The 25,153-nt window shown below is 56.4% G+C and carries 21 protein-coding genes and 3 tRNA genes; 16 read left to right on the plus strand and 8 right to left on the minus strand.

Translation table 11 applies throughout. The features are described from left to right. Nucleotides 1-8 precede the first annotated feature (8 nt). Nucleotides 9-398, plus strand: coding sequence for a PilZ domain-containing protein (locus Q8N04_14660; GenBank protein MDP3091920.1), 390 nt, complete (start codon nucleotides 9-11; stop codon nucleotides 396-398). 70 nt (nucleotides 399-468) lie between these two features. Here the strand turns inward: Q8N04_14660 and Q8N04_14665 are convergent, their stop codons facing one another. Next, nucleotides 469-2,313, minus strand: coding sequence for an ABC-F family ATP-binding cassette domain-containing protein (locus Q8N04_14665; protein MDP3091921.1), 1,845 nt, complete (start codon nucleotides 2,311-2,313; stop codon nucleotides 469-471). 99 nt (nucleotides 2,314-2,412) lie between these two features. Then, nucleotides 2,413-2,488 (minus strand) — tRNA-Ala (locus Q8N04_14670). Nucleotides 2,489-2,786: 298 nt separating this feature from the next. Between Q8N04_14670 and Q8N04_14675 the strand changes: the two genes are divergently transcribed. The 7 genes from Q8N04_14675 to Q8N04_14705 all read left to right on the plus strand — a co-directional run bounded on the left by Q8N04_14675 (nucleotide 2,787) and on the right by Q8N04_14705 (nucleotide 10,709). Beyond that, a complete protein-coding gene (locus Q8N04_14675) occupies nucleotides 2,787-4,100 on the plus strand; it encodes an adenylosuccinate synthase (GenBank protein MDP3091922.1) in 1,314 nt (437 codons plus the stop codon). Nucleotides 4,101-4,173: 73 nt separating this feature from the next. Then, a tRNA-Lys gene (locus tag Q8N04_14680) sits at nucleotides 4,174-4,249 on the plus strand. A 727-nt stretch (nucleotides 4,250-4,976) separates the two neighbouring features. Then, entirely contained in the window at nucleotides 4,977-5,303 is a 327-nt protein-coding gene (locus Q8N04_14685) for a helix-turn-helix transcriptional regulator (protein MDP3091923.1), read from the plus strand. Between the two features lie 2 nt (nucleotides 5,304-5,305). After that, nucleotides 5,306-7,843 (plus strand): DEAD/DEAH box helicase family protein, encoded by a 2,538-nt coding sequence (locus tag Q8N04_14690; GenBank protein MDP3091924.1) that lies wholly within the window; start codon nucleotides 5,306-5,308, stop codon nucleotides 7,841-7,843. Between the two features lie 263 nt (nucleotides 7,844-8,106). Beyond that, nucleotides 8,107-8,715, plus strand: a complete 609-nt coding sequence (locus Q8N04_14695) for a type IV toxin-antitoxin system AbiEi family antitoxin domain-containing protein (GenBank protein MDP3091925.1) — start codon at nucleotides 8,107-8,109, stop codon at nucleotides 8,713-8,715. Then, a complete protein-coding gene (locus Q8N04_14700; protein MDP3091926.1) occupies nucleotides 8,715-9,629 on the plus strand; it encodes a nucleotidyl transferase AbiEii/AbiGii toxin family protein in 915 nt (304 codons plus the stop codon). Before Q8N04_14695 ends, Q8N04_14700 begins: the two co-directional genes overlap by 1 nt. A gap of 420 nt (nucleotides 9,630-10,049) precedes the next feature. Then, entirely contained in the window at nucleotides 10,050-10,709 is a 660-nt protein-coding gene (locus tag Q8N04_14705; GenBank protein ID MDP3091927.1) for a MarR family winged helix-turn-helix transcriptional regulator, read from the plus strand. 42 nt (nucleotides 10,710-10,751) lie between these two features. Here the strand turns inward: Q8N04_14705 and Q8N04_14710 are convergent, their stop codons facing one another. Both Q8N04_14710 and Q8N04_14715 read right to left on the minus strand, forming a co-directional pair. Beyond that, nucleotides 10,752-11,291 carry a hypothetical protein gene (locus tag Q8N04_14710; GenBank protein MDP3091928.1) on the minus strand — a complete coding sequence of 180 codons (540 nt, stop codon included), beginning with the start codon at nucleotides 11,289-11,291 and terminating at the stop codon, nucleotides 10,752-10,754. A 78-nt stretch (nucleotides 11,292-11,369) separates the two neighbouring features. After that, a complete protein-coding gene (locus Q8N04_14715; protein ID MDP3091929.1) occupies nucleotides 11,370-11,852 on the minus strand; it encodes a hypothetical protein in 483 nt (160 codons plus the stop codon). Nucleotides 11,853-12,055: 203 nt separating this feature from the next. On the opposite strand from Q8N04_14715, the gene Q8N04_14720 reads away from it, so the two are divergent. From Q8N04_14720 to Q8N04_14730, 3 genes are all read left to right on the plus strand, one after another. Further along, nucleotides 12,056-12,133: transfer RNA gene (locus tag Q8N04_14720), tRNA-Glu, on the plus strand. Nucleotides 12,134-12,277: 144 nt separating this feature from the next. Beyond that, on the plus strand, nucleotides 12,278-13,132 hold the full coding sequence (locus tag Q8N04_14725; protein ID MDP3091930.1) for an SUMF1/EgtB/PvdO family nonheme iron enzyme: 855 nt from the start codon (nucleotides 12,278-12,280) through the stop codon (nucleotides 13,130-13,132). 61 nt (nucleotides 13,133-13,193) lie between these two features. Then, nucleotides 13,194-13,733, plus strand: a complete 540-nt coding sequence (locus Q8N04_14730; protein ID MDP3091931.1) for a hypothetical protein — start codon at nucleotides 13,194-13,196, stop codon at nucleotides 13,731-13,733. Between the two features lie 37 nt (nucleotides 13,734-13,770). Here Q8N04_14730 and Q8N04_14735 read toward each other — a convergent pair whose 3' ends face one another. From Q8N04_14735 to bioF, 3 genes are all read right to left on the minus strand, one after another. Next, the gene (locus Q8N04_14735) at nucleotides 13,771-14,940 is read right to left on the minus strand and encodes a PilT/PilU family type 4a pilus ATPase (GenBank protein ID MDP3091932.1); all 1,170 of its coding nucleotides are present in this window, start codon (nucleotides 14,938-14,940) and stop codon (nucleotides 13,771-13,773) included. Between the two features lie 25 nt (nucleotides 14,941-14,965). Continuing rightward, nucleotides 14,966-16,030: a type IV pilus twitching motility protein PilT gene (locus tag Q8N04_14740; GenBank protein ID MDP3091933.1), complete on the minus strand. Its 1,065-nt coding sequence runs from the start codon at nucleotides 16,028-16,030 to the stop codon at nucleotides 14,966-14,968. Between the two features lie 151 nt (nucleotides 16,031-16,181). Continuing rightward, entirely contained in the window at nucleotides 16,182-17,342 is a 1,161-nt protein-coding gene (gene bioF / locus Q8N04_14745; protein MDP3091934.1) for an 8-amino-7-oxononanoate synthase, read from the minus strand. Nucleotides 17,343-17,478: 136 nt separating this feature from the next. On the opposite strand from bioF, the gene Q8N04_14750 reads away from it, so the two are divergent. Then, complete coding sequence (locus Q8N04_14750; protein MDP3091935.1) at nucleotides 17,479-18,255, plus strand: tetratricopeptide repeat protein; 777 nt, start codon at nucleotides 17,479-17,481, stop codon at nucleotides 18,253-18,255. Nucleotides 18,256-18,313: 58 nt separating this feature from the next. On the opposite strand, the gene Q8N04_14755 is transcribed toward Q8N04_14750, so the two are convergent. Further along, the gene (locus tag Q8N04_14755) at nucleotides 18,314-19,579 is read right to left on the minus strand and encodes a transglycosylase SLT domain-containing protein (protein ID MDP3091936.1); all 1,266 of its coding nucleotides are present in this window, start codon (nucleotides 19,577-19,579) and stop codon (nucleotides 18,314-18,316) included. Between the two features lie 340 nt (nucleotides 19,580-19,919). Between Q8N04_14755 and Q8N04_14760 the strand changes: the two genes are divergently transcribed. The 4 genes from Q8N04_14760 to dnaB are packed head-to-tail and all read left to right on the plus strand — an operon-like array spanning nucleotide 19,920 to nucleotide 25,134. Continuing rightward, nucleotides 19,920-21,062, plus strand: coding sequence for an alanine--glyoxylate aminotransferase family protein (locus tag Q8N04_14760; GenBank protein MDP3091937.1), 1,143 nt, complete (start codon nucleotides 19,920-19,922; stop codon nucleotides 21,060-21,062). A gap of 10 nt (nucleotides 21,063-21,072) precedes the next feature. Next, nucleotides 21,073-22,656 (plus strand): phosphoglycerate dehydrogenase, encoded by a 1,584-nt coding sequence (gene serA, locus Q8N04_14765; GenBank protein ID MDP3091938.1) that lies wholly within the window; start codon nucleotides 21,073-21,075, stop codon nucleotides 22,654-22,656. 25 nt (nucleotides 22,657-22,681) lie between these two features. After that, nucleotides 22,682-23,785, plus strand: a complete 1,104-nt coding sequence (hisZ, locus tag Q8N04_14770) for an ATP phosphoribosyltransferase regulatory subunit (GenBank protein MDP3091939.1) — start codon at nucleotides 22,682-22,684, stop codon at nucleotides 23,783-23,785. Next, nucleotides 23,782-25,134, plus strand: coding sequence for a replicative DNA helicase (gene dnaB / locus Q8N04_14775; GenBank protein MDP3091940.1), 1,353 nt, complete (start codon nucleotides 23,782-23,784; stop codon nucleotides 25,132-25,134). The genes hisZ and dnaB overlap by 4 nt, the downstream gene beginning before the upstream one ends. The last annotated feature ends 19 nt before the right edge of the window (nucleotides 25,135-25,153 follow it).

Genomic DNA, 25,153 nt, shown 5'->3' on the forward strand with positions numbered 1-25,153 from the left:
TAGGACCTATGAAGCGCGGAGAGTCGAAGCAATCAGTTGCAGCCGCGGTCGCCAGCGAGCGACGCAAGTTCGTCCGTGCGACCTTGGTGGGTTCTGCTCTCATTGCCCCCAAAAGCGGTGGCCGCGCCAGTACGGCTGTGCTCGACAATGTGAATAAAATCGGCGCCGGCCTGCACACCAAGGATCGTTTCCCCATCAATGAGCGAGTGACCGTGTCTCTCGCATTCTTAGACTCAGACGGCGCCGACCAGCAGGAAAAGTTGGAGGGAACGGTCGCCTGGGTAAAGGATTGGGAAAAAGGATTTTTGACAGGGGTGGTGTGGGATGATCTGGTGACCAAAGACAAGAACCGCTGGCTTTTTTACTACCTCGAAGAAACGATCAGATCCTCCGTGTAGCTGAAGATGCAGGCCCTTCCGTTTTAGCCTCCCATCGTTCAAATCTCTGCATGGTGTTTTCTGGATTTCGCTAGGCGAAGGCCGTGAGCTTCTGCTTCACGTCTTCCAGTTCAGCGGACAGTGTTTCCCATCGGGCGGTGAGTCGAACAAGGTCCTTCTTCCACCCATCATACTCGATCTGCAGATCGCTCCATGCGGTGGACTTCTCTTTGTAGAGAGAGGGATCAGCCAGCTCAAGGTCTCGTGCTTTAATCTTCGACTCACACTCGGCGATCTCGGCTTCAGCGCGTGTGACCTGCTTTTCCAGTCTAGCCTGGGTCTTGTTCAAATCTCGACGATCTCCGGCTGAGGACTTAGTTGGGGCTTGCGACGCCATGGCCCTGGTTGGTCCGGTGTTTTTCCCGCGCTCCGCTCCCTTTAAGTCGTCGCTTGATTCCTTAATAGAGTCGATTTCCTGCGCTTTCTTCCACAAGTAATACTCGTAGTCGCCGGTAAAGCTGCGGGCCTTGCCTTCTTCGATCTCAATGACGCGTGTGCAGACTCTCGTCAGAAACGTAGGGTCGTGCGAAATAAAGATGATCGTGCCGGGGAAATCCGAGAGGGCATCGGTGAGCATGTCGACCGACGCCGGGTCGAGATGGTTGGTCGGCTCATCGAGTAACAGCGTGTTGGCCGGCTCGACCAGCATGCGTGCAAGCGCAACGCGGTTGCGTTCCCCTCCGCTCAGCGCCTTGATCGGTTTTTTTTGATCGTCACCGGTAAAGAGAAAGGCGCCGGCGATCCCGCGGAGGAAGTTCATCTCCGCTTGATGGGACACTTCCGAGAGGGATTGGAGAATCGAATGTTCTGGATTCAAGGTCTCGGCCTGGTGCTGGGCGAAGTAATGCAGCGTCACGCCATGGCCGACCGTTCTCTTGCCTTTATCCGGCTCCAGCGCTCCTGCCAGCATCTTGAGCAACGTGCTTTTCCCGGCTCCGTTTTCTCCCACCAGCGCAACGCGTTGCCCGCGTTCGATCGAGCAATCAACCCGCTCATAGACTACTTTTTCGCCATAGCGCTTGGCCGCGCCCTCCAGCTCGAGGACCTGCCGGCCGCTCGCCGCGGGAAGGGGGAACTTGAACTTCACTCGCTTCGGATCGCGCTTGATCTCGATCATCTTGACCTTCTCAAGCTGCTTGATGCGCGATTGAACCTGGCTGGCTTTGTTGGCCTGGTAGCGGAAACGATCCACGAAGGTTTGAACCCGTGCGACTTCTTTCGCCTGGCGTCCCGCAGCGGCCTCACGCTGGGCATCCCGCTCCGCGCGGAGTCGTTGGAAGGCCGTATAGTTGCCGCGATATTCTTCGATCTTGTGGTGTCGAAGATCCCAGATATGGGTCACGACGCGATCGAGAAACGCCGTGTCGTGGCTGATGAGCAGCAGCGTCATTTCCGAGTCCAGGAGAAATTGCTCGAACCAGCGTTGGGTCGGTTTGTCCAGGTGGTTGGTCGGCTCGTCGAGCATGAGGACGTCAGGGTTGGTCAGCAGTAGATGGGCTAACGCCACCCGCATCCGATAACCACCGGACAGTTTTTCGACCTGACGGGTGAAATCGATTTCCGAAAATCCCAATCCCATGAGGATCCGCTCGGCCTCATGTTCTGGGTAGAGATCGCGATGGGTGGCATCCAGCACATTTTTGCCGATGATCGTTTCGAGTTCCTGCGGCAGGTACCCGATGCGGAGCCGCGGGCGTTTGCGGATGGTGCCTTTGTCCGGAGATTCTTCCCCGAGGATCATCCGAAAGAGTGTGGTTTTGCCGGCCCCATTCGGTCCGACTAATCCCACTCGGGAACCAGGGCGAAGGTGTGCCGATGCGCCCTCAAGCAGAATTCTCGTGGAGTATTGTTTATGGACTGATTCGATTTGTAGCATGGCTATTGTTCAATCAGATAGAGAGATGAATGAGAAGTAGTGACCCGCGCGCAAATGCATTCAACGATCTAGAGGGCGCGGTTCAACCGAAGGTTGGTTTGGTGGAGCTGGCCGGGATTGAACCGGCGACCTCGTGAATGCCATTCACGCGCGCTCCCAACTGCGCTACAGCCCCACACCGTTGGTCTAGAGATACGTACTCCGCGAGAAGTTCCGGCATGCTAACACGCAGGTCCCACCCAGTCAAGAAAGCGAAACATGGGAGACGGCTGGAACCGACGCCCACCGGGGTGGGAACGGTGTTGATGCAGGAGTGGCTGGAGTGGGGGTAGGGTGTTTTTCTGGGTGTTTTAGGCGGGGATCGGCTTGACAAACGGATGGGCGGTACCTACGATGGGCCCCCGCGGCTCTGATCTCCCCATCGGGTCAGAGCCATTTTTTCGTGATTGAACGGGCTGAGAGGAAGTGGTGGTATGGGAAATCTCGTCATAATTGGCGCCCAATGGGGCGATGAAGGTAAGGGCAAGATCGTCGATATTTTGGCGAAAGATGCCAATATTGTCGTGCGCTATCAGGGCGGCTCGAATGCGGGACATACGGTCATCAACGAGCGCGGGACCTATATTTTCCATCTGATTCCATCGGGGATTCTCTATCGCGGGACGACGTGTGTCATTGGAAACGGCGTGGTCGTCGATCCAGGTGCGTTGATCGAAGAGATGGATCGGCTTCAACCATTGGGTATTGCCTTTGGGAAGAATTTTGCCGTCAGCCAACGGGCGCATATGATTCTGCCTTACCATAAGGCCATTGATCGGGCATCCGAGCAGTCAAAGGGCTCGCGCAAGATCGGCACAACCGGTCGCGGGATCGGGCCCTCCTATGCTGATAAAATGGCCCGCGTCGGGATTCGCATGGGCGATTTGTTGAATCCGGCGTTGTTCAGAAAAAAGCTGGAAGAAAATCTCGTCGAAATGAATTGGTTTTTGGAGCGGCTCTATAAAGTCGAGACGTTTCAGGTCGACAAGGTCTTCGATCAATACATGGGCTATGCGGAACGCCTGAAGAGCTATATCGTCGATACGACGACGCTGTTGAATCGGGCGATCAACAAGGATAAGACGGTCTTGTTTGAAGGGGCGCAGGGTACCCATTTGGATGTCGATTTTGGAACCTATCCCTTTGTCACGTCGTCCAGTTCTGCCGCGGGCGGGGCCTGCACCGGGACTGGTGTGGGGCCGACGATGATCGATGCGGTGATGGGAATCGCCAAAGCCTATACGACTCGGGTCGGAAGCGGACCGTTTCCGACGGAGTTGACCGACGCCGTGGGTCAAGGCCTTCAGGAGCGCGGGCGTGAGTTTGGTTCGACCACCGGGCGCGCGCGGCGATGCGGTTGGTACGACGCGGTTGTGGTGCGTCATGCCGCCCAGGTAAACGGCTTGACGTCGCTCGCAGTGACGAAATTGGATGTGCTGGACGGTTGTAAGGAATTAAAATTATGCGTGGGGTATAGACACGGGGGCATTCTCTACAAGGAAATGCCCTCAGACCTGGACGTGCTCATGCAGTGCGAGCCGGTCTATCAACGCATGAAAGGCTGGACGTCCTCGACGACCGGGGCGACCACGTATAAGCAGCTTCCTGCTGAAGCCAAGCGTTATCTGGCACGCATTGAAGAACTGGCAGATTGCCGTATCGATATGATCTCGACCGGATCCAAGCGCACCGAAACCGTCACCCTGCGCAATCCGCTGAAGTGTTCCCGCCGTCGACCACGTTCCTAGCCAGCCGGCATGGCGACTTCTGGTCTCTATGGGGTTGACAATCGCCTGGCTGGATGACAGCATTTCGCATCGTGAGCCGGTAGCTCAGTTGGTAGAGCATCGCCCTTTTAAGGCGAGGGCCCTGGGTTCGAGTCCCAGCCGGCTCACCATTTTCAAGCACTTAGGAGTTTTGTCACTTCCACAGAACCGCTATTGGCAGAAAAACCCCCTACTTTTATTGGGCTAATTCGACTTTTTCGAGGCGAGGGCCCCTCTTTTCGTATCGGCTCAGTATGTTCCCTGGTGTGCGGCGGTGTGACCAGGTAGCAAAGCTGGCCCGAATTCTTTACCGCGATCACGGTTGCAGGCCTCTTGGAAGTGAACAACAGCATCCAGCACACCCACGCACGCGACCGTAACCTCACTTCCATGACAAGGCTCTTTGGGGCGGTCCCCCCCCAACAGGCTTGGCAGGACTTGCGCGAAAACTACTAATATTAGTAGTGTCCGTGCTAAGATGCAAATCGAGATGGATACGTCTCAATTTGCGCCTGCGTACAAGGTCATCTTTTATCGGACGCCCCAGGGGGCTGAGCCGGTCAGAGAATGGGTGCAGTCTTTGAATTGAAGTGAGCGGCTTCAGCTTGGGCAGGCGATTCAAGTGCTGCAAATGAATGGCCCCGCGCTGCCCATGCCGTATGCGTGCCCACTGGGCTAGGGGCTGTTTGAACTGCGGGAGAGGGTGGGCAAGGTTCGGTAGCGGGTGTTCTATACGTTCGACGGTGGCAGGGTCGTGGTCCTTCTCCATGCAGCGGTGAAGGATCAGCGAGTACTTGAAGCCAATATTGCGCTTGTTCGGCGAAGGTTGAAGGACTATTGAAAGAGGAGATAGGCAATATGAAAACCAGGAAAGCATCCGGAGCGGGTGGAAGTTCATTCGATGGTTGGTTGAATGAACAAGATGATGCGTTCAAGGCAGAGGTGATTGCCGTGGCGATGAAACGTCAATTCGTGATGAAGCTTCGGGCGATGATGAAGGCGCAAGGCATCGGCGTGAACGCGCTGCAGAAGATGTTGGGCACAGGACCGTCTCAGGTGCAACGATTGTTAGATCCTGAGGATATCGGCATTTCGTTGAAGTCGATTGCCAAGCTGCTCGCCGTTCTTGGTATGGCAGGACAAATTGCCGTTGAGCCCAAACTGCCGAAGAAGCAGGTGGCCTGAGTGTGACTGCTCCAGGGGCTTCTCAATTCTCAGAGCCGCAGTTCCGGGCTCTCGAGCTTCGACTCAAGCAGCTGGATGTCGAAAGGGCTGAGGTTCTTCAGGCTATCAAGGAGCTCAAGAGTGTTGCTGATCGGGAAACTGCGCTGACGCAGGTTATCGACAGTGCCCTATTGGGTCGGCCGCTTCGAGATTCACCCCCGATCACTCCAGACGAACAGATAGCCGTGTTCTTGCAGCTGTTTCGTTGCCGTGAAAGCGTCTATCCAAAGCGGTGGGAAAACGCCAAGTCGGGAAAGAGCGGCTACGCTCCGGCCTGCCGCAACGAATGGGTGCAGCCTCTTTGTCAGAAACCAACGATCAGATGCACCGATTGCGGCAATCAGGCGTTTCTCCCTCTTAATGAAGATGCGGCTCAAGCACATCTTCAGGGCCAGTTGACGATTGGAACGTATGCGATTGATGCGGATGATTCGTGTGCGTTTCTCGCGTGCGATTTTGACGGCTCAGGATGGCAGGAGGATGTCAGTGTCTACAGAGAGAGTGCACAGGGGCTTGGAATCGAAGTGGCGGTGGAGCGATCCCGTTCTGGACAAGGGGCTCATGCGTGGATTTTCTTTGACGGAAAAGTTCCAGCTCGACTCGCTCGCAATGTGGGCACGCTGATTCTCTCCCGTTGTCTTGAGGCTCGGCACCAGCTCAGCATGAAGTCATTTGACCGCTTGTTCCCCAGCCAGGATTATGTGCCCAAAGGTGGGTTCGGCAACCTGATTGCGCTGCCTTTACAGAAAACACCCCGAGAGTCGGGCAACAGTTGTTTCTTGGATGAGCGGCTTTCCGTCATTCAAGACCAGTGGGAATACCTGGCGCACGTGAAACGGCCGCACTGTCAAGAGGTGCAACGGCTGCTCGACCGATTCCTTCCAAGCTTCCCGAAAGCCTCGACGCGGCACGATGCCTTTGACGATGTGGCATGGATAACGGATCGATCGCTCATGGATGCCGAAAGCGGGAGCAGAGATCACGCGGAGCCCACGATCGAAGGAACCGTCGAACTCACCGTTGGCTCCATGATTCGCGTGCCTCTCACAGGGTTGCCAGGAAAGCTTCTTGGGAGACTCAGGAAAACGGCGAGCTTTCCCAATCCAACGTTCTACAAGTTGCAAAGAATGCGGATGCAGACCTATCCGCATCCGCGGTTCATCTTTTCTGGAGAGCTTCGTCCGGATGAACTGCTGTTGCCTCGGGGCCTGCTTGACCGGGTGACCCACATCTTATCGGGAGCGGGCGCGCAAGTCGTCATGCGCGATGAGCGGCTGGCCAAGAGACGAATCAAAGTAGAATTCGCTGGAGAACTGACACAATCTCAGAAGGAAGCGGTCAGGGCCCTCAAAAAAAGCGAGATCGGCGTACTCGTTGCTCCTCCAGGGTTTGGCAAAACGGTGGTGGGCTGCGCGCTGATCGTCGAACGACACGTGTCCACGCTCGTCTTGGTGCACAGCCAACCGCTTCTCGACCAGTGGAAGGAGAGCCTGATTAAGTTCCTTGGGCTCAATCCGAAGGAGGTCGGGATTCTTGGAGGCACAATAAAGAAGACAACCGGGAAGCTTGATCTGATGATGCTTCAGACACTGACTCGAATGGGGGACCTTCACGAGATTGCACTGCGCTACTCGCATGTCATCATTGATGAGTGTCATCATATTCCGGCCGTGTCATTTGAAGGAGTTCTTAAGCAGCTCCCTGCACGGTACGTGCTTGGTCTGACCGCCACGCCGTATCGAAAGGATGGCCTTGAGGCAATTCTCTTTCAGCAGTGTGGTCCGGTGAGACATGAAATTGTGTCTGCCGATGAAGGCAAGCTCGAAAAAACCGTCACGATCTTTGAGACCGGGTATCGTCCACCCAGCGAAGTGGGAGAGAAACCGGCCTATCATGTCTTGATGCATAGTCTTGTCAATGATACCGGAAGAAATAGTCGGATTGCGGCGGACGTAGTGAAGGCGCTTTCAGCGAAGCAATTTCCGCTCTTGATTTCTGACCGGAAGGACCATCTTGATACGCTGACGAAGGGAATTGAAAATCTGGCGACAGCAGAGGCATCTTTGGCGCAGCTCGTGGTGATTCGACTCGATGGCGATATGTCCATCAAAGAGCGACGTCTCGCGTTTGAAAGAATCCGTGAGATCAGGACCCAAGGCGTGCCTCTGCTCGTGGTAGCCACGGCACCATTGGTTGGTGAAGGGGTTGATCTGCCTGAATTGGATACGCTTGTCTTGGCAACGCCGCTGTCATTCGAAGGACGGATGGTCCAATATGCAGGTCGACTCCATCGCCTGGTTGAGGGTAAAACCCATGTTCGAATCGTCGATTATGTCGATTCGAGCAACGCCATGCTTCTGAGCATGTATCGGAATCGAATCAAGGCGTACCGCAAGATGGGATATGAGATTCGAGAACCCCATGACATGCTGGGCGGAAGCCCATCGCGAGCGCGTGGGAAGGGTGCTGCCGCAGAGCAACAAGGGCTTGAGCTAGGATAAGCGTGAATGACAGAGATCGAGGAACAAGAGGACCGGTTGATCAAAGAGGCCGTTCCAATGAAGAGTTGGCTTGTGGCGAGATCTCTTGGCGCGGGGGGGGCTCTGCCCCATTGATCATCGATGATGCACATGCATGGTAGGCACGGAGTACTCGGATGTATCAGCGGCGTAAACGTTGACCAAGGATGCTGGCCGGCATAGGTCGGTTGGTGGATAAAAACGTTTGCATTTAGCTGTAAGTGCATGCATATGTATCCATTCATATGAAGCGCGTTGAGCTGGAACGCCGAGCTGAAGCTGCTTTCCGCCGCCATCGGGGCGTGCTGCGGACCTCTCATGCGCTGAAGCTGGGGATCCATCCACGCATTCTCTACCGCCTTCGTGACGCCGGGCGGCTTGTCTCTGTGACCCGGGGAGTGTACCGGCTGGCCGAACTGCCGGAGCCGAGCCATCCGGATCTTCTTGTCGTGGCGCGTCGAGTCCCTCAGGCAGTGATCTGTCTCATCTCGGCGCTCTCCTTCCATGGTCTCACCACCCAAATCCCGCACGAGGTCCACATTGCGTTGCCTCGTCGGACCCGGTATCCACGGCTCGACCATCCTCCGCTTCGCGTGTTTCTGATGACGGGTGCCGCGTACTCCGAAGGGATCGAAACGCATTCAATCGAGGGTATACCGATTCGCGTATATGGACCAGAAAAGACGGTGGTGGACTGCTTCAAGTTTCGGAACAAAATCGGCATCGATGTGGCCGTTGAGGCGCTGCGACTGGCCCGTGAGCGGAAGCGCGTGACGCCCCGTGCGCTGCTTCAGTATGCTCGACTCTGCCGAGTTGAACGTGTCATGCGTCCGTATCTGGAGGCGCTGACATAATGGCCGGTCATCCGTCCAATCTGCCGGCATCGATTCATCAGCGGCTGCTCAATCAAGCCAAGGCGCAGGACCGGCCTCTTCAAGAGTTGCTCCAGTATTTTGCCATTGAACGATTCCTGTTCCGTCTCAGTCAATCGCCGCATGCCACAAGGTTTTATCTCAAGGGGGCCCTCATGCTTCGGCTCTGGGATGCGCCCCTTTCGCGCCCGACGATCGATGTGGATCTGATGGGGCGGCAGGTGCTGTCCCAGGAGGAGCTGGAGCAGGTCATCAAAGATGTCTGCGGACAAAAGGTGTCGGATGACGGATGTCTCTTCGACGCAGCAACCGTGCGAGTCCAGCCCATTCGCCTTGAGGATCAGTACGGAGGTATCCGTGTCGCGTTCATTTCCCACATTGGAAAGATGCGGCTCAACATGCAGGTGGATGTCGGATTTGGTGACGTCATCGTTCCAGGGCCGATTCCGATTGATTTCCCGGCGCTCCTTGATTTTCCGTCCCCCCATCTTCTGGCGTACTCTCCTGAGAGCGCGATCGCGGAGAAATTTCAGGCGATGGTGATGCTGGATGCAGCGAATAGCCGAATGAAGGATTTTTATGACATTTGGCTTCTCGCCAGAGCTCATCCATTTGATGGCTCGGTCTTGAGCCAAGCGATCCAGGCCACGTTTACGCGGCGACAGACCGCATTCCCGGTAGACATCCCCACCGCGCTGACGGATCGCTTTGTGAAGGATCGCATCAAGCAGACGCAGTGGAAGGCCTTTGTCCGGAAAGGCCATCTTGCGGCTGAGCAGGTGTCACTCAGTGAGGTCGTGGAATTACTTCAAGGCTTCCTCATGCCTCCAATGCGAGCCGCTGCCAAAAGAGAGATGTTTCAACGTCATTGGCCAGCCGGCGGGCCTTGGACGTGACTTCGTGGCTCAGAGTTCCGACCACAATTCAGAGCAGATAATTGAGACGGTGCCGGTCGAGAACGGACATTAATAAATCGTGCAAGTGATTGAAATGCCGTTGCCGGAGTTGACTTCCACAGATTTTGCAAAAATATGATAAGGTGCTGACAAATAAAGTGTTTATGGGTGGCAGAATTGCCCTTTTAAGGCGAGGGCCCTGGGTTCGAGTCCCAGCCGGCTCACCACGTTGTGAATAGCATCCGTCATGTGGGATGGTTCTCACGTCGATTCTGCGCCAGTGCGCACTAACACACCCTAATGAGACTGCTGTGGTCCCTTCGTCAGGAAAAAAGAGGGGGTGGCTTGACGCCCCAGTAATGCAACCAATACACTGGCCACCATACGTAGGTTTCCCACACATTGAGCGAGGGACATGACATGCCATTGATTAAGATTGATCGAGACGAGCTACCGGGGCGATTGGTGACGGGTCTATCGAAGATTGGCCTGGCGATGAAGAGCCGGCCATGGCGTCGGCAGGGACGGCAGGGGGTTGGGCCATTGCAGGTGCAGGTCTTGTCCTTCTTGCGAACACAGCCCAATCGTTGCGCCATGGTGTCGGTCATTGCGAGAGAGCTTTCCGTCAAGCTTCCGACGGCATCGGAGGTCATTCGTACGCTGGAGTTGAAGCAGTTGGTGCGGCGCCGCCGGTCTGATGAGGATAATCGGGTGGTGACGGTGCATTTGACGGCGAAGGGAATGAAGGCCAGTCAGGTGGGAACGGGATGGCCGGAAGCGTTAGCGGCCGCGACGCAGCAGTTGTCGGGGCAGGAGCAGGCCAATCTTCTTGCCATTCTGGTCAAGATGATTCGAGCGCTACAATTACAGGGAGAGATTCCTGTGGCGCGGATGTGCGTATCGTGTGAGCATTTTAGCCCCAACGCGCATCCAAACAGCGCAGCTTCTCACCATTGCCAGTTCATTGATACCTCGCTGGCGGATCAATCATTGCGCCTGGATTGTTCGGATTACGTTGAGGCTGCTCCCTTGGTAGCGAAGCAGGCCTGGGAAAAGTTTGTCCAAGCAAAATCTGCGTAGTGGTAAGTGCGAGAAAATCTGTGTTGTCGTGGAGACGACAGGCTAAGGCTTACTGCCTCTGACCGGTTCTTTGACCAGATACAACGAACGATCCGATTCGATATTCGTGAGGAGGTCTTCCAGTGCTAGCTGGAGGGCCGCCTCAATGGGATCGCGATCGGATGCCGTGACCCACCGCGCAGAGGATCCAGTCGCGGATCGTTCCACATCATAGGACTTGATCGGGTCTGTCGCTGTTCCCATATCTGCCTGGAGGCGGACGTGGTAGACGTAGGGCCCCCGTGCGATCATTGAGAGTCTGGCGGTCACTTTCATGGCCAGATCTGCAGGCCCTTCGGACACCGACGCGAAGGTGCCTCGGTTGCGGATGTATTCCATTGTGGCGCGGGAGAGATCCGGAGTGCGCCACTCCAGCAGCGTGATGCCCGGCATGTGATCGGCGCCTTGAATCGTCAAGCTGCTGATCCCCACTTGCAGTGAGCGGGGAATAGAGTTGCTTGCTGGATGGCTCGGGACCGGATGGACTTCAATCCGATGTACGCATCCCGGCAGGGTAGTGAGGATGAGCAGCAAGGTGCCCATCCATCCGTCTATCAAGAATCGAGTGCGAGGGGGACATCTATAGATCCAGCGCATAGTCGCGATATCGGGCCGGCAAGGCTAGGGAAGCGCGTGGGTTGTGGGCGGGGACAAGATCTCGAGGTCTTTCAGCGCCCGCTGAGCCTGCTCGCGGTATGAACGGTCGGTAGGGTTGGTATAGGTATCGACGATTCTCTGATAGGTGGCGCGTGCTTGCGTGGGTTGCTTCTTTATCGAAAAATATTGGCCCAGTGCGAGCCAGTTTTGCGCCGCCGCCTCATTGGCGGTTTTCATCAAGGCAAACTCCCGTTCCACTTGCGTGGTGCCTTGCAGCTGTGCCCGCTTCCGAACAGTCTCCCCCATCTGACCCGCCATGGCTTCAATCTGCTCGTTCTCGCGCACGGCCGCCTCGACGTGGTTAGTCTTCAGGTGCGAGTAGAACGCTTCGACATGGTCTTTCACGATGTCGGCCCGCTGTTGATAGGTATCGTGGGTACACCCGAAGCTGAGTGCCAGCAGGGCTCCAAGGCCAGCGGTAGCGAAATGTAAGGTTGATCTAACCATGAGCAGCATCCTTTCTCGGAACGGTCAAATCTGGAGATTGGCCGTTGGACGAGAGAGTCTACCACATTCAATCCTGAGATCGGTATCGGACGGTGTCGGCGGTTTGGATCGGCCTTGTGCCGGTGGTGCAGAAAGGCGTAGTGACAGGGCGTTCGCGAGTGTGATACAACTCCCGCGTTCCTTGCCACTGTCGTCGTTCATATGTCCCCATCGTCTAGCCTGGCCTAGGACATTGCCCTTTCAAGGCAGTAACACGGGTTCAAATCCCGTTGGGGACACCAACCATCCTTCAGCTCGATGCCTGTTTCAGCATCCCTCCGCATCCCCATGGGGTTCCCGTTGTGTTTGCGGATCCTGCCGGGTACACTTTCTTCGTCAGCCGCGTGTGCGTAGTGGTGGTGGTGCGTGCAACAGGGAGACGGACTATGCAATGGGGAGTTTGCTGCAGCCTGGTAGTTGGAATGGTGGCGGCGCTGTCATTCGCTGAGGCGGCAGATCTGCCTTCTTCGAAAGGCGCTCCGCCAAAATCCGTAGAAGCCGTCAAAGGCAAAGATGGTGCTCCGATGTTCCTGGTTCCCGCCGGGCCTTTTCTCATGGGCGCCAATGAAGGATTGCCGAATGAACGGCCCGAGCACACAGTGACCATCAAGGCGTTTTACATTGATCAATATGAGGTCACGTCCGGGCGGTATCAGCAATTTCTTGAGCTGGGCAAGCGCGGGGATCCGGTACCCACCGATGAGGATTCGGGGCGTTCTCTCGAGGATCGCCCTGTCGTGGGGGTGACCTGGACGGAAGCCGCCGCTTATTGTGCATGGGCAGGGAAACGATTGCCCTCTGAAGCTGAATGGGAAAAGGCGGCGCGGGGGACGGATGGCCGGCGATATCCTTGGGGGGCGATGCAGCCATTTGTCGATATTGCGAACTACAATCGCGGTCTTTGGGTGAGTGAGGCCATTACCTTGGTGCCGGTCGGCAGCGGACTGGAGGGAATGAGTGTTCGCCATGGATTGAAGGAAGGGGGCAAGAGCCCGTACGGCCTTGCGCACATGGCCGGAAATGCGGCTGAATGGGTGAACGATTGGTACGATCGTGAGTATTATCAGAAGAGCCCTGACGCTGATCCCCTGGGTCCGAAAAGCGGGGAGAAACGGGTCATTCGTGGTGGGTCGTGGGCGGATCTACCAACGGCATTGCGCGTGACGGCTCGATTTTCAGCGGAGCCGGAGTTTGAAGATCGGACGGTCGGGTTTCGATGTGCCCTGGATGCTGCGAAGTAGTCCGGATCGCCCGTCCCATTCTGATGGAGAGCATTGGTCCCAACATCGTCTTTGAATCTGCATGCAGGTTGATCCCTTAGAACCATCCGTTTCATCCCCACACACGCCTCGACCACCGGAGCGGTCGGCGATCATAATTGTCATGGTGTTGGTGCTGCTCTATGCGTTGTGGACGTTGCGCACTCCGCCAGCTCCATCGGCCGGATCCGTGGCTCCGAAAAATGTTGGGCCGACTTCGCTGACGGCAGAGATGATCCCGCTCGTGTCCGGGGACGAACCGATTGTTGAGATGTTCACCAAAGCTGGTTGTCCTGTGTGTCACGCGATTCCTGGAATTCCAGGCGCGGTCGGGCAGGTTGGCCCGCGCCTCACTCTTGGCGTGACAGGGGCTCAACGGCTGGCCGACCCCTCTTATCACGGGAAGGCCAGCACCGTGCACGAGTATGTTGTGGAGTCTGTGGTGGATCCGTCAGTGTTTGTTGTTCCGGGGTATCCGGAGCGGACGATGCCGGTATGGTATGGCGCAAAGCTGAGCGCGCTGGCATTGGAGAAGATTGCGGAGTATTTGGAGCATCAGACGGGGAATGCCCCGGAACGGTAACCGGCCGACGGTCAATGCTTCGCTTCCCGCACGTGTGTCAGCGCTTCTTGAGAGGCACTACGTTTCCGCTCCCCTGAATCTTAAAGGCATCGCTCTGCTGGTGCGAGGGGTGCTTATCCAGCAGGGCATTCACCGCGTCATCGCCTTTGAGCCCTTCCAGCTTGATCTTGAGACGGAGATTGTTGGCGCTGTCCGCATTGATCAAGGCCTGTTCAAGGCTGATCTTATTAGCTTTGTAGAGCTGGAAGAGGACGTGGTCGAAGGTTTGGCAGCCTTCATCGACTCCCTGCTCCATCGCTTCTTTGAGCGTGTCGATTTCTGCCTTCTTGACGAGGTCTTTCACGCGCGGTGTATCCAGCATGATTTCGAGCGCCGGCACACGCCGCCCATCGAGGGAGGGAATGAGGCGTTGTGAAATAATGGCGCGCAGGTTCAGCGAGAGCTGAAGATAGATTTGCGGATGCCGTTCGACCGGGAAGAAGTTCATGATGCGCTCAATGGCCTGGTTGGCATTATTCGAGTGCAACGTCGCGATGCAGAGGTGCCCGGTTTCTGCGAACGTAATGGCGGCTTCCATGGTTTCGGTATCCCGGACTTCGCCGATGAGAATCACGTCGGGGGCCTGCCGGAGGGTATTTTTCAGGGCATTCTGAAAGCTCAGGGTGTCGAAGCCGATCTCTCGCTGGGTGATCAGCGATTTCTTGTGGCTGTGGACGAATTCGATCGGGTCTTCGACCGTGATGATGTGCCCTTGGTGAATGGAGTTCCGATGGTCGATCATGGCCGCGAGCGAGGTTGATTTTCCGGAGCCGGTGGCGCCGACGACCAACACAAGCCCGCGCTTGGTCATGGCGATGTCTTTGATGATGGGCGGGAGTTGCAGCTGATCGACGGATTGAATCTCTGCTTTAATCAGACGGAAGACGAGACCGACATTGCCTCTCTGTCGGAAAATATTCACGCGGAACCGGCCCAGCTCTTTGTAGTAGAGCGCCAGGTTCATCTCCATCTTCTCTTCGAATTCTCCCCGTTGCTGCCCGCGCATGAGCGCCAGGGCCAAGGCCTCCAGTTGTTCGTTGCTGAACGGGGGCGCGTCCGTCTGTTGCGTCGAACCGTGGATCCGATAGATCGGGGGCGCGTCGACCGTGAGGTAGAGGTCGGAGGCTTCTTGGTCGACCATTACTTTTAAGAGGCTGCGGATATCCATGTCCGTCTCCGTGGTCCTGCGGTGGTTACGCGGCGCCGCTGAGTGAGGCGGCTGATCCGAAGAGGTTCGGATTCATGCTGCGCGATTGCGCTTCGGCTTTCGTGACGACGCCACGCGTTGCCAGTTCGAGTAACGCCATGTCCATCGTCTGCATGCCGTCTTTCTGGCTGGCCTGCATGATGCCGGGGATTTGATGGAGCTTGGCCTCACGGATCAGGTTGCGGACGGCGGTGGTTGCGACCATGATTTCCAGCGCCGCGACTCGTCCTCCCGACTTTTTCTTGAGCAGCGTCTGGGTAATAACGGCTTCCAGGGCTTCTGACAGCTGCGTCCGGATCTGTGCCTGTTGTGCCGGTGGGAAGGCGTCGATGATACGGTCGATGGTTTTGGGTGCGCTCGATGTGTGCAGCGTGCCGAAGACCAAGTGCCCGGTTTCTGCCGCAGTCAGTGCGAGCTGAATGGTATCCAGATCGCGCATTTCTCCCACCAGCACGATATCGGGGTCTTCGCGAAGTGCGGATTTGAGGGCATTGGCAAAGGACAGCGTGTGCACGCCCAGCTCCCGTTGGTTCACGAGACATTTCTTTGACTTGTGTACGAACTCAATGGGGTCTTCGATTGTGATGATGTGGCCTTCGAAGGTATTGTTCAGATAGTCGACCATGGCGGCGAGCGTCGTCGACTTACCGGACCCGGTGGGGCCGGTGACGAGGATGAGCCCTTTTTCCTTGTCGCATAGCTGACGCAAGGTGGGCGGCATGCCGAGCTTTTCAAGCGGAAGAATTTCCGTGGGGATGTTTCGGAAGACCGCCCCGAGTCCGCGCTGCTGGACAAAGACGTTCACGCGGAAGCGAGCGATATCGCCAAGCTCGAACGAGAAGTCGCATTCCCGATGTTCTTCGAAGTTTTTTCGCTGGGTATCCGTCATCATGTCGTAGATCAGCGCATGCGTCTCATCCGGTGTAAGGGCCGGGTGATCCAACTTCTTTAGGTCGCCATGAATGCGAATCATCGGGGGTTCGCCCGAGCTGATATGGCAGTCGGACGCGCCTTCTTTGACTGAAAAGGTCAGGAGTTTGGAAATATCCATGGGTATGACTCCGTAGTAAGACTGGTCGTCGGTCGTGTGTCGCCACTGTGATCAGCGTGGCGGTTTCCCTGATGAATGACTTGTGAGCATCATGCCATAGCAAGACGGGAAAGCAAGAAATTCGCGGGATGATGCGGAGCCGGTTGATCGGCTAGATCAGCTGTGTGGATTGTCCGGCGCGTTCAAAGGCGGAAAGCGCGAATTCAATCTGTTCAGGGGAGTGTGCCGCAGTGATGGTCAAGCGAATACGGCTGGATCCATCAGGGACGGTCGGTGGGCGGATCGCCGGCGCGTAGACCCCTTGAGCCAGCAGTTGTTCGGCAAAAGCGAGCGCCTTCTCGGCGTGACCGATCAGGATGGGGAGGATGGGGCTGGCGGATTCGGTGAGGTGAAATCCGAGACGAGTCAGGCCAGCGAACAGATGGTCGCGATTGCGCCACAGCCGCGCGCGGCGTGACGGATCTTTTTGGAGTACGGTCAGCGCGGCGCAGGCCGCTGCCGCCGAAGCAGGCGGCGGGGCGGTTGTAAACATGAAGGGGCGGCTGGTGTTCACCAGGTATTGGATCATGTCCGTAGGGCCGGCGAGATAGGCGCCGCTACTACCAAGTGCCTTGCCGAGGGTGCCCATGTGAAACGGAATCCGGCCCTCAACTTCGAAATGCTCGAGTGTGCCGCGGCCGGATTGTCCCATCACTCCGGTGCCGTGGGCATCATCGACATAGAGCGTCGCACCGAATCGTTCGGCCAGAGTTGCCAGTTCAGGAAGCGGGGCCAGATCGCCGTCCATGCTGAACAGCCCGTCTGTCACGATGAGCACTGGTCGCCCAGGGGTTGTCCGTTTGAGGAGGGACTCAAGGTGATTCAGATCTCGGTGCCTGTAGACCCGCAGGTCAGCGCGACTGAGGCGCGCGCCATCGATGAGGCTGGCGTGACAGAGTCGATCAGCGAAGATCTGCCCGCCTCGTGTGATGAGCGATGGGATGATGCCCAAATTCGCAAGGTACCCCGATCCATAGACTAATGCAGAGGGGGTCTGCTTAAAGGCGGCAAGAGCCTGTTCCAGCTCTGTATGAGGAGGGAGTGTGCCGCAGACTAATCGCGCTGCTCCGGCACCTGTTCCGTACTGCGTGGTTGCCTGGATGGCGGCGTGAATGACGTCAGGATGGGTGGCGAGACCCAAGTAGTCGTTGGAGGCCAGCAGGATGACCGTGCGCCCCGCGAACTGGATGGTTGGCCCGGTCGCAGAGCCGAGTGTATGGAGACGCCGGGTTAGCGATTGGTTATCCAGCTGTTGGAGGCGGCTCTGAAACATGGAGGATTCTCTCTGACCATGCGGCGCTCGGGGCCTGTGGGTCGTACCAGGATGAGTTACGTTGACAAGGTAAATCAATCCCTAGTATAAGGCCCAGGCTCATTCGAAGTGAAATCGCAGTTCGCCAGGATATCTTATGACCTATCGTATTAAAGTTCCACCACGGACTTTGCCGGTCGACGAGGCGCATCTGGTCAGCAATCTTGAGCATTGGCTGGAGAGTGTGCGCGTCTATCGTGGTCCGTTGCTGGTGGGGGCAGCGATTCTACTGCTCGCAGCGGGAATTGTCGGTGGTGTGTTGTGGTACGACAGCCAGACGGCTCATAAAGCCCAAGATCTTGAACGGGAAGCCACGCTTCATTATTTCACACGGCCTGCAGACGACCCCAAAAAGGCGGATACGAATCTCAAGGAAGCGGTGGCGCTCTATAAGAGAATTGTGGAGGAGTATCCCCGGACATCAACGGCTCCGCTTGCGGCGTTCCATCTCGGGAATGCGTTGGTTCAGGCCAATGAGTTGGATGCGGCTATTGAAGCGTATAAGCGATTTGTTCTGATGTACGGATCGAATGCGTCGCTGCTTGGTTTGGTTCAGCAGCGTTTGGGCTATGCGTATCTCTTGAAGGGGGATCGTGATCAGGCAGCCAAGGCTTATTCGGCGGTGCTGGATATTCCCGGTGCGTTGAATCGGGATCATGCACTGTTTGAGCTGGCCCGGCTGGAAGAGAGTCTGTCGCGGCCTGAGGGTGCGCTGGCACATTATCAGGACTTGATGAAAAACTACCCGAATTCCCCGCTGGCCAACGAAGCCGCTGTGCGGCTCAAGGTGCTTGAAGTGAAGAAGTCGCCAGATCCCGCCCCTGCTTCTCCTGCGCCGGCTGCTACAGCACCGGCCACACCTAAGAAACCATAACTCGCCCGCTTTTGCGGTACTGTTGCTTCAGGCTAAGCCTGAAGCGGGGGTATGGGCATTAACGTGCGATGATCAAGAACTCCCCGGCCTTGATGACGGGGCTGGTCAGGTTGTTTTTCGCCTTCAGCGTTTTCATGGGGACGCGGAAACGCTTGGAAACTTTCTCGAGTGTGTCCCCTCCGCGTACGCGATACCATCGCCCGCTATCGGCTTTGACGCGTTGTACTTTGACTGCCGGGAGCGGAGGAAATTTATATGAAGGAACACGATCCAGAAGCTGGACCACTTTCGCGCTGGTTCCCACCGGGACTTTGAGGTGGTACGCCGATTCCCCAGGCGGCGTGGCGTCGCGTCGAAGTTCCGGGTTCAGAAGACGGAGTTCTTCGTACGGGATGCCGGTGGTGTTGGCGATCGCATGGAAATGGAGCGGCCGATTCACCACCACTTCTTCAAACTGATGGGGCGCAACAGGATTCTGCGGGAATCCGTATTGATCTGGATTCCGTGCGATAACGGTGGCGGCCATGATGCGGGGTACGTATTGCTTCGTTTCGGTGCGGATCAATTTAGTTTTCGAGATGTCAGAGAAGGTTTCCCCTTGAACCTTATGGAGCGCCCGCATGACCTTGCCTTCACCGGCATTGTAGGCCGCCATGGCGAGAGGCCAGGCTCCGAAGAGGTCGTAGAGGTCGCGGAGGTAGCGAGCAGCTGCGACGGTTGACTTGATCGGGTCGCGGCGTTCATCCACATAATTGTCGATGCGGAGGCCATAGACCTTTCCCGTGCCTTTCATGAATTGCCACGGCCCGGTCGCTTTCGCGCGCGAGAAAGCGTAGGGATTGAAGCCGCTTTCGACTAGGGACAGATAGACCAGATCGCTGGGAATATTGAATTCTGAGAAAATCTTTTCAACCAGCGGTTGATAGCGGCTGAGTCGTATGAGCCATTGTTCAAAGCGAGATCGGATCGACGTATTGAAGAAGCGAATGTGACTCTGCACGGTGGGGTCCATCACGATGGGAATATTGTAGACGGTCCCGCCATTGGCGGATTGGATGGGGCTTGGGAATGGCACCATCGAGTTTGACGGATCTTGCGATGCAGCTCCGATGGCCGTTCCTGAATCCTGCGCGGGTTCGGTCAGCTCTGGAGGGAGAGTGGTTAATTCAGGTTCGAGAGGAACCAGGTTGGCATCCGGTTCGTCGTCTTCTTCCGGGGTATTCACATCGGCCGCCACGTCCGGCGATGGAGCTTCGGCGAAACTGTCCTCGACGGGGACCAAGAAGGTTCCGATCGTAAGAATGCAGAGTGCGAAAAATGGCATAGAGAGATATCGCAGATTCAAAATGGACCTCAAGTTCTGGTGAAATACTCTTTTCTTTGATTAGACTATCGATCAGTCTGTGTGTTGTCAAGAAATTGAATGGGTTAGAGCGCCCTTCTTTTGAGGAGGACTCTTTGTCCATAGCCGCGTTGGCGGCACGAGTCTGTACTTCTGTATTGTTGGGATGTGATGAGATATGAGGCAAAACATCCAGCGATTTTGAGCTCTTGTGGCCTCCATTTCTTGACAGTCTTGTGGCGCTAGTGGTAGCGTACCGCCTCTTTTCTAGTCGCATCCCCATCAGGTGAAATTGCGGGTGATATTGAAGGAGGATCGGTCAATGTTGAAGCGGTATTTGTTGGCTCCGGGCCCTACGCCTGTACCCCCAGAAGTGTTGTTGGCGATGGCCCGTCCGATGATTCATCATCGGGCTCCTGAGTTCGATCCGATCTTCGCGGAAGTTCGTGAGGGGCTCAAGTGGCTGTTTCAGACTCGAAATGACGTCCTGATGTTGGCTTCCTCCGGTACAGGGGGGATGGAAGGGTCGATCTCCAATTTTCTGTCTCCCGGCGACAAGGCGCTGTGTATCAATGGCGGGAAGTTTGGCGAGCGGTGGGGAAAGATCTGCAAAGCATTTGGAGTGCAGGTCACGGAAATCAAGGTCGAGTGGGGCGATGCGGTCGATCCGAAAGTGGTCGCCGATGCGTTGAACGCCGATCCCTCGATTAAGGCGGTCTATGTCCAGGCCAGTGAGACGTCGACCGGAGTGTCGCACGACGTGAAGGCGCTGGGCGAGATTGTCAAAGGGTATGAGAATACGATTTTGGTCGTCGATGCGATTACCGCGTTGGGCGTATTCGACATCAAGACGGATGCATGGGGATTGGATGTCGTCATTACCGGTTCGCAGAAGGCCCTTATGCTTCCGCCGGGCATGGCATTCGTGAGCGTCAGCGACAAGGCCTGGGCATTTGCGGAAAAAGCCAAGAATGCGTCGTTCTATTTCAACTTCAAGAAAGAACGTGAGAATCAGGCCAAGAATCAGACGTTGTTTACGCCGACGGTGTCCTTGATTATCGGTCTTCAGGAAGTGTTCAGAATCATGAAGGGCGAGGGGCTCGATAAGATGTTTGCGCGGCAGGGGCAGTTGGCCCACGCCATGCGTGAAGGGATGAAGGCTGCAGGATTGGCGCTGTTCCCCAAGAATTCACCGAGTGATGCGTTGACGACGGTCTGTGCGCCGGATGGAGTGGATGGGCAGGCCATCTATAAGAATCTCCGTGTTCAATATGGCATTACCGCAGCCGGCGGGCAGGACCAGTTGAAGGGCAAAGTGTTTCGTCTCTCTCATATGGGCTATGCCGATCGATTTGACGTGATTACGGCCGTGGCTGCGACAGAGATGGTCCTGAAGGGGCTTGGCCATTCTGTGAAGTTGGGCAGCGGAGTGGGTAAAGCGCAAGAAATTTTGATGGCGAAATAGGCAGGTCTTCATGAAAATCCTGATCAGCGACAGTTTATCGAAGCAGGGCGTCGAACTCCTTGAAAAGGCTGGTTTCACCGTGGTGGTGAAATCGAAAATGCCGAAAGAGGAATTGTTTAAAGAGATTCAGGACGCGGATGGGTTGATCGTGCGCTCCGGTACCAAGGTCACCGATGAGCTGATCGCGGCAGCGCCGAAGTTGAAGATCGTAGGGCGTGCGGGCTCCGGCCTCGACAACGTCGATACGCCGGCGGCCACGAAGCGCGGGATTGTCGTCATGAATACACCAGGCGGCAATACCGTCACCACGGCCGAACATACGATGTCTATGATCTGCGCGATGAGCCGACGGATTCCACAAGCCACCGCGTCCGTGAAGGCTGGCAAGTGGGAGAAGGACAAGTTCATGGGGGTCGAGCTCTACAATAAGGTGCTCGGCATCGTTGGCATCGGACAAATCGGCGGCCACTTGACGAAAATGGCGCAAGGAATCGGTATGCGAGTGATCGCATACGATCCCTATTTGGCTGCGGATCGAGCGGAGAAAATGGGCGTGACGATGATGGCGTTGCCTGATTTGTTCAAGAGCGCCGATATTATCTCTGTCCATACGCCGCTCACGCCTGAAACGAAGGGCATCATCAACGCGCAGGCCATTGCCACCATGAAACCCGGTGTGATGATCGTAAACTGCGCCCGCGGTGGCATCATCAACGAAGTCGACCTCGTCGAGGCATTGAAGAGCAAGAAGGTGGCTGCTGCGGCGTTTGACGTGTTTGAAGAGGAGCCGGTCAAGGCCGACAATCCTCTCTTAGCCTTAGATAATTTTATCTGCACGCCGCATATCGGCGCTCAGACGACGGAAGCCCAGGAAAACGTCGCGGTCGGGATCGCCGAGCAGGTGGTCGACTACTTTACGAAGGGTGTGGCCAGGGGGGCGGTGAACATTCCGTCCATTGCACCGGAGCTGTTGCCGCGGTTGCAGCCCTATCTCACGCTCGTGGAAAAAATGGGATCCCTGCTGTCTCAATTGTGTCAAGGTGGAATTGAACGGGTTACAGTGGAATATAGCGGGGAAGTCGCGACACTTTCGATCGCGCCGCTGACGATCGGTGTGTTGAAAGGCTTGCTGACGCCGATCATGGAAAACCCGGTGAACTACGTCAATGCTCCGGTCGTGGCAAAAGAGCGGGGCATCGAAGTGAAAGAGATCAAGAGTACGGACGCCGGCGACTTTACCAGCCTGATCCGCGTCAAGGTTGAAGCGGGAAAGGCCACGCACCAGGTGGCAGGCACGCTTTATCATAAGAAGGACGCCCGGGTCGTCGAGATCGACAGCTTTAAGGTTGAAGTGGTTCCTGAGGGACACATGCTGTTCATTCACAATGTCGATCGGCCCGGGGTGATCGGGATGGTGGGACATGTGCTCGGCGAGAACAATATCAATATCGTCCGCATGCAGTGCGCCCTCGAAAAGCGCGGCGGAAACGCCTTGTTGATCATTGCTTCGGATACCGTGTTCCCGGCGAGCGCGCTGGACAAGATCAAATCCAGCTCCAATATTCTGTCGGTCAAAGTAGCAAATCTCTCCTAACGGTCGTAGACGCGCATCGGTTGCTATGCCTCCTGCCTCTTCGAAGACGCGCGTTGATCTTGGTCAGACCCATCCCTTGCGTGACCGGTCGCTGGTCCCGTCAGGGATGGCGACCATTCTGCCTGCCGCGGCAAAACAAGTCCGAGCGCTCGAGTCCAAACTACTGGGACGTCTGACGCGTCGGGGTTACGACGAAATCATTCTGCCGACATTTGAATATCTCGATGTGCTCACGCCCGGATTGGAGCCTGAGCTGATTGAGAAATGCTACAAGTTTGCCGATCGCACCACCGGCCGTATTCTGCTCTTGCGACCGGACGCGACCGCTCAGATCGCACGAACCGTGGCAATGGGCATGATGGGCACTCAGTTGCCGTTACGCGTGTCCTATCGCACCTCTGTGTTTCGCTATGAGCCGGAGCATGCCGGGCGCGACCGGGAAATTTTTCAAGTCGGCGCAGAGTATATCGGGGCGGATGATGCTGCTGCCGACAGTGAGATGCTCATCCTGATGATCGAGTGCTTGAAGCAGGTCGGCCTCCGCTCCTTCAAGATCTCACTCGGGCATGTCGGGTTTTTTAAGGGATTGCTGGTCAGGGCAGGGCTATCTCCCAGCGGACAGAAACGAGCGGAGCAGGCTGCGGCTCGCAAAGATCTTCCTCGTCTGCAAGAAATTCTTACCGGTGAACAGGTGGCAGCGCGGTATGCCGGCTCCATTTTAGAGGCACCCGAGCTGTGCGGGCAGGCCGAGGTGTTGGACCGAGGTCGAGTGCTTGCGACAGGCGACAAGTCTGCCACTCAGGCGCTTATTCGGTTGGCGACGGTCTATCAGCTCTTGTGTCAAGCGGGGCATCAGGACGTCCTCATTCTTGATTTGGGTGAGTTTCGCGGGTTTGATTACTATGATGGTGTGGTGTTTGACGTCTTTGCTGAAGGAGTCGGGGTTGAATTGGGAGGTGGGGGACGATACGACCATCTCATTGGCCGGTTCGGACGGAATATTCCATCCACGGGTTTTGCGTTAAACGTTGATCGTCTGTTTCGTGGGTTGCAAGCGCAGTCATCCGTAAGCGTAGCAGGGGCGAATGCGTCCAAACAGACCCGAAAGGGATCGAAGAGGACGTCATGAAGCCATTCGCGACCGTCGATCTTTCCCAGCCGAAATTGCCGCCGCAGAATCTTGAGGCGGAGCAGTCCGTATTGGGCGCTATCCTGCTGGACAACCAGGCCATGCCGAAAGCGATGGAACTGCTCGTCGAAGAGAATTTCTACCGCACGGCCCATCGTAAAGTGTATCGGGCGATGCTCGACTTATCCGATGTCGGGGAAGTCATCGACCAGATCACGCTGACTGAACGGTTGAAAGCGAAGGGGGAGCTGGAGTCGATCGGAGGCGCGGCCTTTCTTGCTGAGTTGGTCCAGTCGGTATCCAGTTCCGCGAATATCCGGTATCACTGCAAGATTGTGCGCGACAAAGCGGTGGCACGGGAGCTCATTCACACTTCGACGGAAGTGCTGACAAAAGGCTATGAAGGGACGACTTCCATTGACGATCTACTCGACTTTGCCGAGCGCTCCGTATTCAGTATCGCCCAAGGCAAACTGGAACGATCGTTTACTCCGATCAACGACATCATCAAAGAGAGTCTTGATCTCGTCGACAAGCTGTCGAAGCGGAAAGAGCATGTTACGGGAGTTCCGACGGGATACTACGATCTGGACGATCTTACCGCGGGGCTTCAGCCGTCCGATCTCGTCATCGTGGCAGCTCGTCCCAGTATGGGCAAGACCAGTCTGGCCTTGGGGTTTGCGACGCATGCCGCAATCCACGCCAAGGCAGTGGTTGGTATTTTCAGTCTCGAAATGTCCAAGCCGCAAATAGTGTTGCGTATGTTGAGCTCGGAAGCGCGGGTCGATTCGCACGGACTCCGGACGGGTAAGCTGCAAAAAGAAGATTGGTGGCGGCTGGCCGAAGCCGCAGGCAGGCTGGAGCAAGCGCCGATCTATATTGATGATACGGGTGGGATTACCGTCCAGCAGATGCGCGGGAAGGCCCGCCGTCTCAAAGCGGAGAAGGGGCTGGATCTTCTGATCGTGGACTATCTCCAGCTCATGCAGGGGCGGAGTGATTCCGAGTCGCGGCAGCAGGAGATCTCCGACATCTCCCGGTCGCTGAAGGCGTTGGCGAAAGAGCTGAATGTGCCGGTGGTGGCGCTCTCGCAGCTCAGCCGCGCCGTGGAGGCGAGGAAGCCGCCGATCCCGATGCTGGCCGACTTGCGTGAGTCCGGCGCGATCGAGCAGGACGCCGACGTCGTGATGTTTATCTATCGCGAAGAAGTCTATGACCAGAATTCCGAGCGGAAGGGCATTGCCGACATCATTGTCAGCAAGCATCGAAACGGTCCGATCGGAAAGCGGGATCTCTTTTTCCATGATCGGTTTGCGAAGTTCGAAAGCCTCGACAATCGCGAATCGTGAAGTCGTTTGACGGGTCTTT

It is taken from the genome of Nitrospira sp., assembly GCA_030692565.1.
Classification (GTDB): Bacteria; Nitrospirota; Nitrospiria; order Nitrospirales; family Nitrospiraceae; genus Nitrospira_D.

Bases quoted from the DNA above. Each gene is read 5' to 3' on its own strand.
- Q8N04_14760 (MDP3091937.1), top strand. From the start codon at position 19,920: ATGTTGAAGCGGTATTTGTTGGCTCCGGGCCCTACGCCTGTACCCCCA.
- hisZ (MDP3091939.1), top strand. From the start codon at position 22,682: ATGCCTCCTGCCTCTTCGAAGACGCGCGTTGATCTTGGTCAGACCCAT.
- Q8N04_14715 (MDP3091929.1), bottom strand. From the start codon at position 11,852: ATGGTTAGATCAACCTTACATTTCGCTACCGCTGGCCTTGGAGCCCTG.
- Q8N04_14665 (MDP3091921.1), bottom strand. From the start codon at position 2,313: ATGCTACAAATCGAATCAGTCCATAAACAATACTCCACGAGAATTCTG.
- serA (MDP3091938.1), top strand. From the start codon at position 21,073: ATGAAAATCCTGATCAGCGACAGTTTATCGAAGCAGGGCGTCGAACTC.
- Q8N04_14735 (MDP3091932.1), bottom strand. From the start codon at position 14,940: ATGGATATCCGCAGCCTCTTAAAAGTAATGGTCGACCAAGAAGCCTCC.
- Q8N04_14740 (MDP3091933.1), bottom strand. From the start codon at position 16,030: ATGGATATTTCCAAACTCCTGACCTTTTCAGTCAAAGAAGGCGCGTCC.
- Q8N04_14755 (MDP3091936.1), bottom strand. From the start codon at position 19,579: ATGCCATTTTTCGCACTCTGCATTCTTACGATCGGAACCTTCTTGGTC.
- Q8N04_14725 (MDP3091930.1), top strand. From the start codon at position 12,278: ATGCAATGGGGAGTTTGCTGCAGCCTGGTAGTTGGAATGGTGGCGGCG.
- Q8N04_14685 (MDP3091923.1), top strand. From the start codon at position 4,977: ATGAAAACCAGGAAAGCATCCGGAGCGGGTGGAAGTTCATTCGATGGT.
- dnaB (MDP3091940.1), top strand. From the start codon at position 23,782: ATGAAGCCATTCGCGACCGTCGATCTTTCCCAGCCGAAATTGCCGCCG.
- Q8N04_14750 (MDP3091935.1), top strand. From the start codon at position 17,479: ATGACCTATCGTATTAAAGTTCCACCACGGACTTTGCCGGTCGACGAG.
- Q8N04_14730 (MDP3091931.1), top strand. From the start codon at position 13,194: ATGCAGGTTGATCCCTTAGAACCATCCGTTTCATCCCCACACACGCCT.
- Q8N04_14675 (MDP3091922.1), top strand. From the start codon at position 2,787: ATGGGAAATCTCGTCATAATTGGCGCCCAATGGGGCGATGAAGGTAAG.
- Q8N04_14710 (MDP3091928.1), bottom strand. From the start codon at position 11,291: ATGGGCACCTTGCTGCTCATCCTCACTACCCTGCCGGGATGCGTACAT.
- Q8N04_14695 (MDP3091925.1), top strand. From the start codon at position 8,107: ATGAAGCGCGTTGAGCTGGAACGCCGAGCTGAAGCTGCTTTCCGCCGC.
- Q8N04_14660 (MDP3091920.1), top strand. From the start codon at position 9: ATGAAGCGCGGAGAGTCGAAGCAATCAGTTGCAGCCGCGGTCGCCAGC.
- Q8N04_14705 (MDP3091927.1), top strand. From the start codon at position 10,050: ATGCCATTGATTAAGATTGATCGAGACGAGCTACCGGGGCGATTGGTG.
- bioF (MDP3091934.1), bottom strand. From the start codon at position 17,342: ATGTTTCAGAGCCGCCTCCAACAGCTGGATAACCAATCGCTAACCCGG.
- Q8N04_14700 (MDP3091926.1), top strand. From the start codon at position 8,715: ATGGCCGGTCATCCGTCCAATCTGCCGGCATCGATTCATCAGCGGCTG.